The sequence below is a fragment of the Arthrobacter sp. 8AJ genome, assembly GCF_902506025.1.
Classification (GTDB): Bacteria; Actinomycetota; Actinomycetes; order Actinomycetales; family Micrococcaceae; genus Arthrobacter.
On the sequence record NZ_LR733292.1, the window covers coordinates 1 to 14,499 of the forward strand.

The window sequence follows — 14,499 nt, forward strand, 5'->3', positions numbered from 1 at the left end:
GGGTTGGGCATGCCGTTTACTGTACGCCGCAGGCCGGGTACGGCCTGGTCACTCCCGCACCACCCGGATGGTGCCCAGCGACGGGTCGGCGGGATCGGGCAGGACCATCCCGGCCTTTAGCCCCGATTCCAGGTACTCAATGACGGCTTCGTTGATCCTTTCGCCCGGAACAACCACCGGGATGCCGGGCGGGTAGGGCGTGATCTGCTCGGCAGCGACCCGTCCCACAGCTTCCCGGGCGGGCACATCCTCGCGGGGACCGAAGAAGGCGTCCCGGGGAAGGGCAACCGTTTCCAGTTCCAGGTCCGACGGCGAGGGCACGGAAACCTCCGGCGGGGCCGGAAGTGACGGGGCGGCGTCGATAAGGGCCCGCAACGCCCCCAGCAGCCGCTCCGCCGAGGCGTCGTCGTCGGCCATGGACATGGTGGCCATGATGCGGCGGTGGTCGCTGAGCCCCATGTCGATCCGGCAGTTTTCCCGCAGCCAGTCCGCCGCCTGGTAGCCGCTGATCCCCAGTCCCGAAAGGTCCATGAGGATCTGCAGCCGGTCCAGGTCGTGCGAGGATTCCTCGGCGAGGAGCTCGTCCTCGAGCACATGGATCCCGGGGAGCGCGTCGATGTCGCTGCGCAGCCTCCTGGCCAGGCCCAGGGCGTTGCCAAGGAGTTCGGTTCCGTGCTGGACCATCTGGCGGCGCCAGCCGTCGATGGCCGAGTACAGGATGGCGTTGGGGCTGGTGGTCATCAGCAGGTCCGCGCACTGGGACAGGTGCGCGGCGTCCACCAGGTCCCCCTGGACGTGGTAGACGGAACCCTGCTCAAAACCGGCGCCCATCTTGTGCACCGACACCACGCAGACGTCGGCTCCGGCGCTCATTGCCCAGGTGGGCAGGTCCGCGTGGAACGGCAGGTGTGCACCCCAGGCCTCATCAACGATCAGGGGCTTCCCGCGGTCGTGGCAGATCTTCGCGATGGCGGCGATGTCCGCGCAGGTGCCGTAGGGTGTGGGGCTGACGATCAGGGCGCCGGCCGCATCCGGGTAGCGTTCCCACATCTCCTCCACATCCGCGGGTGACGGCGGGTGGGCGATATGCAGGTTGGGGTCCCAGCGCGGCCGGATCCAGCGCGGCTGGATGCCGGAGAACACCAGTCCGGCCGTGATGGATTTGTGGGCATCGCGGCTGACCAGCAAATCACCTTTGCCGGCGGCCACGGCAATGACGGCTGCCTTTACGGACAACGAGCTGCCGCAGGTGGAGAAGAAGGCCTGGTCGGCGCCCACGGCATCAGCCATCAGCTGCTCTGCCTTCTTCAGGTATCCGCCGGAAGAGGAGCGGTCGTCCAGCCCTGCCGAGGCGAGGACGTCCGCGCGGAAGGTGTCGGCCCCGAGGATGTCCCGGACGCGGGGATCCGCGCCGCGGCCCTGCCGGTGGCCGGGCGGGGTGAAGCCGTAGCGGTCCAACTTGTGATAGCTGTCCAGTGCGTCCAGCAACGGCGCTTCGTTGTGGTCCATGCTGTTGTTCCTTCCGTTGGATCGGTCAGTAGGGTCGCGGTACGGGTTTCAAAGGGGCGCGTACGACGGCGGCAGTACCGTGCGGCGGCCGGGCTACGCTCCGGTGAGGGTCGTCCAGACGCCCACGGCGCCTGCCACCACCATGACTGCGGCGGTGAACCAGCCCAGCGTGGCTGCGAGCCTGCCGTTGCGGTACTCGCCCATGATGGCTTTGTCCCGTGAGATCAGCATGGTGACCACCAGGAACGGGGCGGCGGCAATGCCGTTGACGGTGGCGCTGAAGACCAGGAGTCCGATGGGGTCGGAGGAGAAGAAGCTGATGAGGACGCCGGCCACAATGCCCACCCCCAGCAGCGTGTAGAACAAGGGGGCGCGCCGCGGGCTGAGGTCCAGGCCCCAATCCCTGCCGAGCAGGCCGGCCAGCCCCGCTGCCCCGGAGGCTGCGAGTACCGGAACGCCGAGGATGCCGGTGCCGATGAAACCGGCGGCGAACAGGACGGTGGCGGCCGGCCCCACAACAGGGTCCAGCGCCTTGGCCACGTCGGCTGCCGTATTGACCTCGGTGCCGTCCCTGCCCAGGGTTGCTGCCGTGGCCGCCATGATGGAGAACATCACCAGGACCGAGAAGACCATGCCGATGAAGACGTCGGCCCGGGCCTTCCGGAGGGTGTGGGCGGCGGCGGCAGCATCGGGCCGGTCCTTCAGGCCCACGGCCTCGTCACCGCCGTGGTCCTCGGCCCGCAGTTCCTGGACCCGGTGGGCGCTCTGCCAGAAGAACAGGTACGGCGAGATGGTGGTGCCCAGCACGGCGACCACCAGGCCAAGGTATTCAGGGGCGAAACTGAACTTCATGCCCAGCATGCCTTCAAGGACGTCGGGCCAATCCACGTTGGCCACGAACAGCACCGCGACGTACGCCAGCAGGGTGAGGCAAAGCCATTTGAAGACCCTCGCAATGAAAGCAAACGAACCGCTGATGAGCGCCACGGCAATCCCGATTCCCGCCACAGCACTCCAGAGGTGGTCAGGGCCGGCACCAAGCATTTGCATGCCCTGTCCGATTGCCATGAGGTCCGCTGCGGCATTGAGGATGTTGCCCACCAGCAGGGCGATGATGAGCACGGCGATCACCACCCGCGGGCGGCGGGTGAACTTGCGCCGGGCCAGCCTGCCCAGGCTTTCGCCGGTAGCCAGCGCGGTCCGGTCGCAGATCTCCTGGACCGCCATCATCATGGGCAGGACCACCGGCGCGGTCCACAGCATGCCGTTGGAGAAGGTGGCGCTGGCCTTTGCATAGGTGGCAATGCCCGATGGGTCATCGTCCGCGGCACCGGTCACCAGGCCGGGGCCGAGGAGTGAACTGAAACGGCGCAGGAGGGACCTGTGTGGTGCGCCAGGGGCCGTGCCCTCAACGTGGGGTGGCACGGTGGTTTCGGCCTTGCTCATCCGGTCTTCTCCGCTCGCGATCGGCTGCCAAGCCCCCCACTACTAAGCAAGCTTAGGATTCGTAGCCCATGGTAGGGCATGAATCTGGGAAGACCGTTCCAGGAAAGGCGGCTCAGATCCATTTGTTGTGCTTGAACGCCAGGTAGAGGACCAGGCCCATGGCCACCATCAGGCCCAGCGCATACGGGTAGCCGTAGGTCCAGGCCAGCTCGGGCATGTTGGCAAAATTCATGCCGTAGATGGATGCCACCAGGGTGGGGGCGAACAGGATGGCGGCCCAGGAGGAGATGCGCTTGACCTGTTCGTTCTGTTCAAAGCTGGACTCGGTCATGCGCTGCATCTCGTCATTTTGCCGCTGCGCCACCAGGGCGGCGTTGACGGCGAGCGCGTTCTGGAGCAAGGCGCGGAACGAAGCCACCCGTTCGTTGAGCCGGATGACGTGGTCCAGGACGTCCCGGTAATGGTCCCTGAGTTCTGTGGCCTGGTCGCGGTCCGGGGTTCCGGCCATGAGAGCCTGCAGGATTCCCGCGAGGGGACTCGTGGCCCGCTGGAAGGTGATGACCTGGCGGGACAACTCGTAGATCCTGCGGGACACATCGGGGTCTGCGCCGAAGAGGTCGTCCTCGATTTCGTCAATGTCGTTTTCCAGACCGGCCACCACGGGCTCGTATTCGTCCACCACCTGGTCCAGGATGCCGTACAGCACGGCATCGGGTCCCAGAGCCAGGAACTCCGGCATGGCCTCCATGCGCCGGCGGACCTTGGCCAGGTCCGGCGACTCGGCATGCCGGACGGTGACCACATACTCATCGCCGACAAAGACGTGGATCTCGCCGAAGTCCACCTTCTCGACGTCATCCCGGTACCGGGCCGGCCGGAGGACCAGGAACAAGCACTCCCCGTAATGCTCCAGCTTGGCCCGCTGGTGGCCGGCGAGCGCGTCCTCGATGGCCAGGGCGTTGAGGTCGAATTCCTCGCCCACGGACTGCAGTTCTTCCGCGTCCGGCCGGTAGAGGCCGATCCACGCCATCCCCTCGCGCTGGCGGAGCAGGAAGTACGTCTCGTCAAGGTCTTCCGGGTCCTCGGTGCGCAGCCCGTTCACGTAGACGGCGTTGTCGATGATGGTCACCGCTCCCCCTCCCGCTCGCGCTCCCATTCGTCCAAAAGTGCCGGCATCCGCGCTTTCAGGAAGCGGTAGAACCTGGCCATCTCCGCCACCCTGGTGCGTGCCGGGGAGCCCTCCGGGAGTGTTTCCGCCGTCGCATCGGTCAGTGCCGCCAGCTTCTCGTAGACGGGACTGTTGCGCATGGACACCACGTACCACTCGTCCTCGTGCAGGGCATAGAGGTCGCGGCGGCTGCCGGGCTGCGAGATCCGGTGCACAAAGCCCACGGTCTGCAGGTACCGGACGGCGCCGGACACCGCGGCGGCGCTGGCGCCCAGCCGGTCCGCGAGTTCGGCGGCCGTGAGGCTCCCCTGTTCGGAGGACACCAGCGCCAGCAGCGTCCTGGCGGGCATCTTGGGGAACCCTGCTGCGGCGAACGCGGCCGCAGTCCGTTCGGCCGCGGCGGCGGTGGACGCCGCGGTGGCCAGCGTGTCCCTGGCAGCCGCCACCTCAGGGCCGGCGCTCATGCCGAACCCACCTCCCGCCGCCGCATCACCGCAACGGCCAGCGCGGCGGCAATGGCGGAAATCAACAGCATCCACCATGCTCCGCTCCAGTCCGTCGCGTCGCCGCGGGGCACTGGTGTGTGGGCGAACGGCGAGAGGTCGCGCAGGCTTTGGTCAATGCCCAGCATGGCCCCGAAGATTCCCAGCATCACCCCAAGGGCCAGCAAGGCCCAGCTGGCGGCGATGGTGGCGGCGGGCCACAGGACAAACACCAGTGCCGGAACCGACAGGTAGATCAGTGCCGCCGGCAGCTGGGCGGCGGCGGTCTGCCAGAGGGCGTCGGCAGGCATGGATTCATCGCCGGTGCCGGTGAGAGTGGCCCACGCGCCCACTCCGGCCAGGCCCACCACCAGCACCACGGCAGCCCCGCCGAGCAGCAGGTAGCCGGCCAGCCACCGGACCCGTCCCACCGGGGCGGACAGCAGGAGTTCAGCGGTCCCTGCCGCTTCCTCCTGCCGCAGCCTGATCACCGCCTGCAGGGCGCACGCGGCAGCCAGGACCCCGGCCATGGAGAACAGCACCGACACCATGAGCTGGGTGAGTGAGGTTCCCTGCGACTGGAGCATCGCGCGCAGCATCGCCGTGATGTTGGTGTCCGGGGTGTCGACGGCGGCAATCGCCTTTCCGAGCGACCCCGCCAGCAGGCCCAGGGCCAGGCCGCTGAAGCCCCAACCGATGATGGATCCCGCCTGCAGCCGCAGGGCAAGGGCCACGGGACCGCTCAGGCCCCGCCGGGCGGCTGCCCGTCCCGGCAGCGCTTCCCAGACGCTGGCCCCGCTGTCGCGCGTGCCCAAGAGGAGCCACGCCCCCGCGAGGCAGCCTGCGCCCAGCCCCACCGGCAGCAGCAACGGCCAGCCACGGTTGCCCGAGTACGCAAAGGTCTGCTGGCCCCAGCCGATGGGTGAGAACCAGCTGGCCGCCCCTTCGGTCATCGTGGTCCCGCCGGCGCCGGGCGTCCCCGTGGCGTCCCCGATCCCGCGCAGGACGTAGGCCAGGACCACCAGCGCGGCGGAGACGCCGTTCGCTCCGCGTGAGGTCCCCATGAACTGGGCCACCAGCAGCCCCACGCCCAGGAAAGCGAGGCCGACGGCGCCCGTCGCGGCGCCGGCGAGCAGGGAACCCTGGGGCTCCAGGCCCTGCGACATGAACCCGGCAAAGACTGCGAGCGCCACCAGGATGTTGGCCGTGATGCCGTGCAGCAGGGTGGCGGTGTTGGGCAGCAGCCGTCCGGCAGGTGTGGCGGCCACCATTTCCGCGCCGCCGCTTTCCTCGTCGGCCCGGGAGTGGCGTACCGCCAGGAAGGTGCTCATCAGGCCTGCCAGCAGGGCGATGAACGCGTAGATCAGGAAGAACGTGAAGGCGCCCTGGTCTGCGCCCCGGGGCAGGCCGCGCAGCATCAGGATGGCGGGCGTGGCAATGGCCACCTGCAGGATCTCGGTCCGGCTCGCCACGTTGCCGTAGGTCTGGGTGACGGCGGCGGCCGCGAACATGGCAAACGCACCGATGGCCACCACCCAGCTCAGCAGCTGCCAGCGGTCCCGGCGGATCCGCTGGCCCCAGAGGACCAGGAGGACGCCCATGTCAGCTCCGCCCCCTCGCGCCCAGCAGGTGCCGCCGGGAGCCGTGGGTGGATTCGGAAGGCGTTTCGGCCCCGGTTTCAGCGCCCAGCGAGGTATCCCCGTAGTGCCGCAGGAAGAGCTCTTCCAGGGACGGCGGGACGATCGTCAAACCTTGCACGCCCAGGGCGCCCAGGGCGGGAAGCACCTCTGCGATCCGGTCCGAGTCCGCGCTGAACCGGACCCGCCCGGCGTCGAGCGCCAGGTCATGCACCGCACCCAGCCGGGCCAGGGCCTCCGGGTCCAGCCCGTCCGCGGCGAAGGAAACTTCCGACCTGGTGAGGTGCCGCAGCGAGTCCAGCGTGCCGCCGTCGACAATCCTGCCTGCCCGGATGATGCTCACGCGCTGGCACAGCACCTCCACCTCGGAGAGGATGTGGCTGGACAGCAGCACGGTGGCCCCGCGGTCGACGGCGGCGAGCAGCTCCCGGCGGAACACTTCCTCCATGAGCGGGTCAAGGCCGCTGGTGGGCTCGTCCAGCAGGTAGAGCTCGGCTTCGGTGGCGAGGGCGGCGATCAGCGCAACCTTCTGCCGGTTGCCCTTGGAGTAGGCGCGGCCCTTCTTCGCCGGATCAAAGTCGAACACCTGGCACAGGTGGTCCTTCCGCCGTCGGTACGCGGCACCGTCCGCCGCGCCGCCGCGCAGCCGCGAGAGCAGGTCGATGGTTTCACCGCCGGAGAGGTTGGGCCAGAGCCGGACGTCGCCGGGCACGTAGGCCAGGCCGCGGTGCAGTTCCACGGCCTGGGTCCAGGGCTCGTATCCCAGGACGGTGGCAGAGCCGGAGGTTGCCCGGGCCAGGCCCAGGAGGACGCGCAGTGTGGTGGACTTTCCCGCGCCGTTCGGGCCAAGGAATCCGTGGATCTCCCCGCGCTGGACTTCCAGGTCCAGCCCGTCGAGGGCCCTGACGTGGCCGAAGTGTTTGTGCAACCCCACTGTTTGGACAACGGTGTTCATGGTCCAAGTCTTAGAAGTTTTCACAACTTTGTGAAGGTACTAAAGTCCCAGCTATGACCCCCGACAGATCCGTGCCAGGCGCGCAGGCCACCCGCTCGTCGACGGCACCGCTGTATGCGGCGGGCTTCGTCACGGCTTTCGGCGCCCACAGCATCGCGGCGGGGCTGGGCGCGCAGAGCGAAAACATCGGCCTGACCCTGCTGAACCTCGGCATCCTGCTGGCCCTTTACGACGTGGCGGAGGTGTTCCTCAAGCCGGTCTTCGGCGCCCTCAGCGACCGCATCGGCGCCAAACCTGTCATCGTCGGCGGCCTGTTCGCCTTCGCGGCACTGTCGCTGATTGGCCTCGGCGCCGCCGACCCGTTCATCCTGGCCCTGGCCCGGCTGGGACAGGGGGCCGCGGCGTCGGCCTTCTCGCCGTCGTCATCCGCCATGGTGGCAAGGATGGCCCGCGGCGGAAAGGCCGGGACCTACTTTGGCCGGTACGGGTCCTGGAAGAGCCTTGGCTACATCATTGGCCCGCCGCTGGGCGCCGGCCTGATCCTGGCCAGCGGGTTTCCCCTGCTGTTCGGCACGCTGTCAGCGCTGGCGGCGGCCACGGCCGTCTGGGTGCTGGTGTCGGTGCCGCATCTGGCGCCGCTGCCGCGCAAGCGGTACACCGTGATGGACCTGGCCCGGCAGGTGGGCGAGCGCCGTTTCCTGGTCCCCACGCTGGTGCTTGCCGCCTCGACGGGTGCCCTGGGTGCCGCCGTCGGCTTCCTCCCCGCGCTGGCCACCCGCCACGGCCTGGACGCCTTCGCCGGCACGGCGGCCGTGAGCGTGGTGGCACTGGGCTCGGTGCTCACCCAGCCGTGGATCGGCAGGCTGCGGGACCGGCACGCCGTCAGCGACAACAAGGGCACGACGACGGGCCTGCTGCTGATTGCCGCGGGCATCGCTTTGGTGGCGGCCGCCCCGGGCGTGGTCACCATCTTCCTTGCGGCTGCACTGATTGGCTCGGGCATCGGCGTGGCCACCCCGCTGGGGTTCGCGCACCTGGCGGACACCACGCCGCCGGAGCGGATGGGCCGGACCATGGGCTCGGCAGAGCTGGGGCGCGAACTGGGCGACGCCGGCGGACCACTGCTGGTGGGCGCCATTGCCACAGCCACCGCCCTGCCGTTCGGGCTGGGCGCGTTGGCACTGCTGGTGGCCGCCGCCGCCGTCCCGCGGGTGGACCCTGTCAAGCCCACCGCCTGAGCGGCCTTCCAGCTTTTTGTGTCACCCTTAATCGCGATGACTTCCTCACGGCAACTCTCCATCAGGACTCCGGCACGGCCTGCCCCGGGCTCGGCGTTCCTGTTTGTGCTGTCCACGGTGGCGTGCATTGCCGGGCTGGTTGCCACCTATTACTTCTTCGTCCAGACCACCACGGGCCAGTTCATCGATGAGTCCGCGCTGGTGGAAGCGGTGGAGATCCACGGGCCCGCGGGCAAGGCCGCCACCCAGTTCCTTGACTGGCTGCCCACCATCTCCCTGGTGATGGCCGCCGTCGTGGTCCTGTTTGTCACCGTGATCCGGCGGCACTGGGCGGAGGCCGGGATTGCCGTGGCCGCGTGCATTGGCGCGAACGTGGCGACGCAGGTGCTCAAGGACCTGCTGCCGCCGCGCCCGGACAAAGGCGTGCTGACCCTGGAACTGAACTCGTTGCCTTCCGGCCACACCACGCTGGCGGCGTCCGCTGCCGCCGCGGTGTTCCTCATGGCGTCGCCGCGCTGGCGACCCATGGCCGGCTTCGTTGGCGGCTCCTTCGCCATAGCGTCCGGGGTGTCCACCCTGATCAACCAGTGGCACCGGCCCGCGGACGTGGTGGCGGCGTTCCTGCTGGTGGGGGCCTTCATGATTCCGGCGGGCTGGCTGATCCTCCGGCGCGGGTCCTGGAACGAGTGGGACGGGTTCGGCGACCACCTCGGCTCGGCCCGGATCTGGCTCATGCTGCCGGTGCTGATCGGGCTGAGTTCGGCCGGGGTTGCCGTGTATTCACTCATCCGGATTGCGCCCAGCCCGTGGCAGGAAACCAGCACCACCAACTACTTCTGGGCCGGCATCTCGCTGATCGTCATCGCGGGATACCTGGCCACGGTGGCCACCACGTCGCTGTTCGCGTACGCCGCACGGCGGCAGGGGGCGCGCAGGCGGTAAACCCCTCACCCGGGCGCTTCCTCCCCCACCGGTCCACTTCTCAGGTGCCCTCCCCGGGATCGGTGGTGTCCAGCTGCGCACTGTCACGGCCGATGCTTTCCTGCATGGCGGCGGCGAGTTCCAGTTCGTCCAGGTAGCGTGCGGCGGGTTTGCCGGTGGCCCGGGCCAGCCGGTCCAGCGTGGCAAGGTGCTGGCGTGCCAGTTCAATGGCCAGCTGCTCAACGATGCTGGGTCCGTTGCGCACCACGAGGTCGCTGAGGTAGGCCTGGAGACGGCCCGCAGGAATGCCCTGGCTCCGGGCATCTGCGGCGACGAGCCGGGTGAGGGCAGCCGCGGCAAGCGCGGGTTTATCGCTGAAAAGTTCCACGTCGCCCCCTAGTGGCAAACAGGCTCGGATGGGAAGCGCCCGCATGCGTGGCAACAATGTAGCGGTTCCGCGCCCGGCCCGTAAGGGTCATGGGCCCTAAGTTATTGGTGGGCCTGGGACTCCGTTTGGGCGGGCAATGCCCGGCCCTCGTCCCGCGCTCACGCAAATCGCTCTTTATCGAGGAACGCCTTCAGGATGGCGCCCCGCGCTAGCACGATCCAGCGTCCTGCCGGGAAGTCTTGCGGCAACCTTGATGCATTGGAGTGCCGCAACTTGATCGGCGCGGTGAATAGTTGCAGGTGCCAGGGCGGCGTTTTGAAGTGGGCGCCACCCGGCACTCCCCTCCCCGCCCTTTCCGTTGAGGCGCGCGGCGACCCCGTTTCAGGAACTGAGGCGCTTGCGCAGGAGGCAGAATTCGTTGCCTTCGGGGTCCTGCAGGACGTGCCACTGTTCGTCCCCGGTCTGCCCCACGTCGGCCGGCCGGGCACCAAGGGCCAGCAGCCGTTCCAGTTCGGCGTCCTGGTCCCGGTCCACCGGGTTGACGTCGATGTGCAGGGGAAGCCGCCCCACCCGCGGGTTGCTGCTGGCGCTCAGGATGATGGTGGGCTGCAGGCCGCCGAACCCGGCGTCAGCCGGACCGATCTCAATCATCCCGTCCTCCCTGTCCAGCTCGACATAACCAAGGACGTCACCCCAGAACCGCGCAAGCAGTTCCGGGTCGTCGCAGTTCAGGACCAGTTCACTGATTCGGCATGACATGGTGCCAGTGTACGGATCGCCCCACGCCACCGGCCGTACGGACACGGGGATGGCACGACGGCGGCACAACACCTTCCGCGGGCCCCCGTCCCGATCTCCGTCCCCGGCGCACCCGGTCCCCTCGACGCGGAGATGCATCCGCGACCCTCCCCAAACACTCAAATAGCCAGCTCGGCAGGAGACGGTGCCACTGCATGGGGGGATGCAGCGGCACCTTCTTCCGCCGAACTGGCGGGTGGAAAGCTCAGGCACAGTAGATCTTCTTGTTTCCCGTGCCGATCTCCAGGCTCACCTTCACGTATGCGGTGGCCTGGGCACCGCCTGCGAACGTGGCCACGATCCTGACAGTCGCCGGGGTGGTGGTGATTTGGGTGAAGATCGCGGAGTCTCCAAAGAGCGATACGCTCCCGGAAGTACCGAACGGGCCAGCCAGGTCCGAAGTTGCCCCGTAGACCCCGTTGGTTCCGGCTGCCGAGAAGGTGAGTTTCGTTGGAGCCTCGGAGAATCCCGAGTAGGCCAGGGATACGTACTTGTTCGCGTTGTCAACGTTGCTGCAGACGGGGGTGTTGAACACGGGTGGCGGCCAGGTTCCGGAGGCAGTAACCGTCATCGTCGCCGTCGCGCCCTGTTGCCAGAGTGCCGACGCCGAGGCGCCGCCAACACCCAGCAGCACCGTGAGCACGAAGGCCCCGACGGCGGGCGCCGCGCCTGGGAGGTCCCGGAACCGTGCCATCTACCCAGCCTCGGCAGCCGGGGTACCGCGCTTGCGGGTCTTGCGGACGGACTTGTAGACCGTGATGGCCCCGTAGCCGATGAGGGCGACGGCGGCGATAACGGTCCACGTTCCCCGGTCGGAGTTCCCCAGGAAGTTGGCCACGAAACCCACATACGGGACGGCATAGAACAGCTTGCCTTTGATTTGGATGGCACGCACCGGATTGGGATCGTTGGCGCCGTTGTTGTCACCCCTGGTAATCAGCGTCTTCTCGCCCTGTTGGGTGGAACCGAAGCCCACAATCCGGTGTGTTTCCACCTCCGGCCGGCCGGAGTACAGCTGGAACGTGATGACGTCGCCGTATTTGAGTTCATCGAACGGCGCGGGCTTCATCACCATGAAGGTGCCGGGCGGATACTTCTGCGCCATGGACTTGGTCAGGATCGTGTAGGTCTGCGAACCCGTCGCCACCGGCACCACAACCAGGACCAGGGCGGCGAACAGCGCCACCAGCATGGCGGCCATGCTCAAGAAGCGTCCGACGGCGGCCCAGGCGGCTTTGCGTTTGCTTACTCTTGCTGGCGTGGTTGCCGCAGTCCCGGTCCACTGCTTTGAGGGTTCGGCTGCGCCGCCAAGCAGGCGTTCGGTCAGGTCAGCAGCCACTGGGTACCCCGCAGAGCTGACGTGCGGTGAGCGTGGTTTGGATTGTCACTGCTTGTCCTTTCACTGTTGATGGAGTGCCGGACACGAGGCTGACCTGGAAACAGAAGACGGTTGACCCTGCCTTGGCGACTGTGGGCGAGACGAGACCGGCCGCACCAATAGCCGTGTAGCCGGTGGCGGTGCTGCATTCGGTGGGTGACGCTGCCACCTTTGCGTTGACGATGATGTAGGTGGCAAGGGCTCCCCCGTTGAGGTTCGCCACGCTCGGTTGGCTTGCGGTGATGGCGGCGTTGAATTGGCCGCCGGCATTGGTGTTGTTGGTGACCACCACGCCGCCGTAAACCGATGTGCCCGGCCCCAAGGTTCCCGCGGGAGACAAGGTCAGGTTTGCCGAGGTCTTCCCGTCCGCAAGCGTCATATTGGTCGTCGCACCTGTGTTGACCGCCTGGAGGGCCATATCGAACGATGCGGACGTGATGATCCCCGGGGAGGCCGACGCCGCCGCACTCCACAATGCATAGGTTCCCTGCACCGTGAACAGGCCCAGGACCACTGCCAGGGCGGTCAGTGCCGCCGCCTGCAGCCTGCGCTTGGTGCGCATGGTCCCTCCTGGTTATGGTCCTGTCGCCTGCTCATTTATGCGGGTGGCGGTAGAGCCACCCGCATCCATGGACTACGCGCCTGCAGGGAGCACCTGGGAGAGGGTGAACTCGACGTTATTGAAGTTGTAGGTCTTGTTGACGTCAACCCGGTCCTTCGTGCCCGACTTGAATTCGAACGTGATAGTCGCAGTGACCTTCTTCGAAGTGGTGAGAGGATTCGCCACAGCATCAGTGCCAACAGTGAGGACCGGCGCAGAGACATTGACGCTGTCCCCGACGAATCCGTTAGTGGCATTCGCGCCGCTTGCGGTGATGTTCGCGGCCATTTTGGCTCCCGTGAGCGTGACGTCCAGATCCTGCTTGAACGTGAGCAGGTCGCCGGGAACTACCAAGTACGAGCCGTCCTTAATCTTGGCGGTGATGTCCACGCCGGCCCGGTCGGTCCAGACGCCCGGAGCGCTGTTCAACCCAACCTTCAGGTCGCCTGAGACGATGTTCCCGGGAGCCGCGGTTGCCTGGTCGTTCCATGCGGCCAGGGTTCCGCCGCCGCCCAGCAGCAGTGCAGCGCCCACGGCGATGGCAGCGGTGCCCTTGATCAGAGTGCTGTTCTTCATGATGTGTCCCCTCAGACTTGGTTGGCGTGCGGTGGTCTAACTGAGGACCACTTTGCCGGGCCAACCTCAGGAAGCGGGGAGGAAAAACATCAACAAAAGCTCAAGTTATTTGAAAGTTCAACCGGCGTCTGACCTGCGCTTCTATCGCAAATGGCCATCTTGGGGCCTCGCCTGCCGGGGCACCGCGGCAGCTACTGTTGCCGGCCCATCTCGGCGTCAAGAATGTCCAGGGCGTTGGCACGCATGGCACTGAACGCCTGGTCCGGCGGGAGACCCGCCACATCCCGCAGCCAGACGTAGGGTTCAATCCCGGCAACCGCACGGAGCCGCACGGCAAGGGCGGCGATGTCGATCCCGGATCCGGCGGCTTCCAGCGGAGACAGGGCGTCGCGGTACCAGCCCACAGCGCGGCCTCCGCGAAGAGTGGGGCGGGCGGTCCCCGGGGTAAGGGACAGCCGCAGCGATGCCCGCAACTGCGGTTCCCAGGCCCGGATGAACTCGAAGTGCGCGTCCAGGGTGCGCACCAGGCGGGCACGGACGTCCGACGGCGACTCCTCGCCAAGCAGCGACGCCAACCCAGTCTCTGGGAGGGCCGCGTGCAGGAGGGCTTCCTTGTCCGGGAAGTACCGGTAGGCAGTCGTCCGCGAAATCCCGGCGATGGCGGCGACTTCGGCAACCGACGGATCCTGCCCGTCCTTCAAGAGGTCCCGGAGCGAGGACACCAGTTCTTCCCGGGTGCGCGACTTCTGCCGGGTCCTGCCGGTCTCCAGATATTTTTCATTGTGGCGTACGGACACAGGACTTATGATACAGACGTACCGTTATGGTACGGATGTCCCACAAATAACTCACCTAGGGGTTCCCGTGGCCGATCCCATTGCAGTGAATCCGCAGCACTACCGACTCGTCTTCGAAAACGACCGGGTCCGCGTCCTCGAGTACAGCGACGGTCCTGGAGACACCACCGGCACCCATTCCCACCCGGACAGCGTGATGGTCACACTCAGTTCCTTCGCCCGCCGCCTCCGGTCAGGGGACCGTGAAGCGGACGTCGAGCTGCAGGCGGGGCAGGCACGCTGGCTGGACGCGCAGGAACATTCCGGCACGAACACCGGCTCTTCCCCGACCCACTGCCTCTTTATCGAACTGAAGGAACCCCGTCGGGAGAACCCAGGCGTGGATGAGCAGGCCGCCCACACAGGCCGCCTTGGTCCTGCTGAATCCTAGTCGTCGGGCAGCCCCCTAGGTGTACTGAGTCAGGACGTTGGTTACATTGTGAATAGGTGAAGACCTCTTAGGTTGGTGGTTACCACACACAGCCAACGACTAAGAGGTCTTCATGTCCCACCGTAATGCCCGCCTGACTCCGAACGGTAGGCGGATCATTATCGAGCGCGTCCTT

At 67.2% G+C, this 14,499-nt stretch carries 16 protein-coding genes; 3 read left to right on the top strand and 13 right to left on the bottom strand.

Annotation, left to right across the window (positions count from 1 at the left end):
* Positions 1–48: 48 nt before the first annotated feature.
* The 6 genes from BACI349Y_RS20465 to BACI349Y_RS20135 all read right to left on the bottom strand — a co-directional run bounded on the left by BACI349Y_RS20465 (position 49) and on the right by BACI349Y_RS20135 (position 7,197).
* Positions 49–1,509, bottom strand: coding sequence for an aminotransferase class I/II-fold pyridoxal phosphate-dependent enzyme (locus BACI349Y_RS20465; protein WP_159636197.1), 1,461 nt, complete (start codon positions 1,507–1,509; stop codon positions 49–51).
* A 93-nt stretch (positions 1,510–1,602) separates the two neighbouring features.
* On the bottom strand, positions 1,603–2,955 hold the full coding sequence (locus BACI349Y_RS20115; RefSeq protein WP_159636200.1) for an Nramp family divalent metal transporter: 1,353 nt from the start codon (positions 2,953–2,955) through the stop codon (positions 1,603–1,605).
* A 112-nt stretch (positions 2,956–3,067) separates the two neighbouring features.
* Positions 3,068–4,084 carry a magnesium/cobalt transporter CorA gene (corA, locus tag BACI349Y_RS20120; protein ID WP_159636203.1) on the bottom strand — a complete coding sequence of 339 codons (1,017 nt, stop codon included), beginning with the start codon at positions 4,082–4,084 and terminating at the stop codon, positions 3,068–3,070.
* A complete protein-coding gene (locus BACI349Y_RS20125; protein WP_159636206.1) occupies positions 4,081–4,587 on the bottom strand; it encodes a GbsR/MarR family transcriptional regulator in 507 nt (168 codons plus the stop codon). Before BACI349Y_RS20125 ends, corA begins: the two co-directional genes overlap by 4 nt.
* Positions 4,584–6,206, bottom strand: coding sequence for an ABC transporter permease (locus BACI349Y_RS20130; protein ID WP_236561151.1), 1,623 nt, complete (start codon positions 6,204–6,206; stop codon positions 4,584–4,586). Before BACI349Y_RS20130 ends, BACI349Y_RS20125 begins: the two co-directional genes overlap by 4 nt.
* A gap of 1 nt (position 6,207) precedes the next feature.
* Positions 6,208–7,197: an ABC transporter ATP-binding protein gene (locus tag BACI349Y_RS20135; RefSeq protein WP_159636209.1), complete on the bottom strand. Its 990-nt coding sequence runs from the start codon at positions 7,195–7,197 to the stop codon at positions 6,208–6,210.
* Positions 7,198–7,250: 53 nt separating this feature from the next.
* On the opposite strand from BACI349Y_RS20135, the gene BACI349Y_RS20140 reads away from it, so the two are divergent.
* The gene (locus tag BACI349Y_RS20140; protein ID WP_159636212.1) at positions 7,251–8,435 is read left to right on the top strand and encodes an MFS transporter; all 1,185 of its coding nucleotides are present in this window, start codon (positions 7,251–7,253) and stop codon (positions 8,433–8,435) included.
* 36 nt (positions 8,436–8,471) lie between these two features.
* Positions 8,472–9,377, top strand: a complete 906-nt coding sequence (locus BACI349Y_RS20145) for a phosphatase PAP2 family protein (RefSeq protein WP_159636215.1) — start codon at positions 8,472–8,474, stop codon at positions 9,375–9,377.
* Positions 9,378–9,417: 40 nt separating this feature from the next.
* Here the strand turns inward: BACI349Y_RS20145 and BACI349Y_RS20150 are convergent, their stop codons facing one another.
* From BACI349Y_RS20150 to BACI349Y_RS20180, 7 genes are all read right to left on the bottom strand, one after another.
* Positions 9,418–9,744 carry a hypothetical protein gene (locus BACI349Y_RS20150; protein WP_159636218.1) on the bottom strand — a complete coding sequence of 109 codons (327 nt, stop codon included), beginning with the start codon at positions 9,742–9,744 and terminating at the stop codon, positions 9,418–9,420.
* A 381-nt stretch (positions 9,745–10,125) separates the two neighbouring features.
* Entirely contained in the window at positions 10,126–10,503 is a 378-nt protein-coding gene (locus BACI349Y_RS20155; protein ID WP_159636221.1) for a VOC family protein, read from the bottom strand.
* A gap of 244 nt (positions 10,504–10,747) precedes the next feature.
* Positions 10,748–11,236, bottom strand: coding sequence for a hypothetical protein (locus BACI349Y_RS20160; protein ID WP_159636224.1), 489 nt, complete (start codon positions 11,234–11,236; stop codon positions 10,748–10,750).
* Entirely contained in the window at positions 11,237–11,881 is a 645-nt protein-coding gene (locus BACI349Y_RS20165) for a signal peptidase I (RefSeq protein WP_159636227.1), read from the bottom strand.
* Positions 11,871–12,482, bottom strand: a complete 612-nt coding sequence (locus BACI349Y_RS20170; RefSeq protein WP_159636230.1) for a hypothetical protein — start codon at positions 12,480–12,482, stop codon at positions 11,871–11,873. Before BACI349Y_RS20170 ends, BACI349Y_RS20165 begins: the two co-directional genes overlap by 11 nt.
* 72 nt (positions 12,483–12,554) lie before the next feature.
* A complete protein-coding gene (locus BACI349Y_RS20175; RefSeq protein ID WP_159636233.1) occupies positions 12,555–13,097 on the bottom strand; it encodes an alternate-type signal peptide domain-containing protein in 543 nt (180 codons plus the stop codon).
* 191 nt (positions 13,098–13,288) lie between these two features.
* Positions 13,289–13,894 carry a TetR/AcrR family transcriptional regulator gene (locus tag BACI349Y_RS20180; protein WP_159636236.1) on the bottom strand — a complete coding sequence of 202 codons (606 nt, stop codon included), beginning with the start codon at positions 13,892–13,894 and terminating at the stop codon, positions 13,289–13,291.
* Between the two features lie 67 nt (positions 13,895–13,961).
* On the opposite strand from BACI349Y_RS20180, the gene BACI349Y_RS20185 reads away from it, so the two are divergent.
* Positions 13,962–14,324, top strand: a complete 363-nt coding sequence (locus BACI349Y_RS20185; protein WP_159636239.1) for a cytoplasmic protein — start codon at positions 13,962–13,964, stop codon at positions 14,322–14,324.
* Positions 14,325–14,499: the final 175 nt, after the last annotated feature.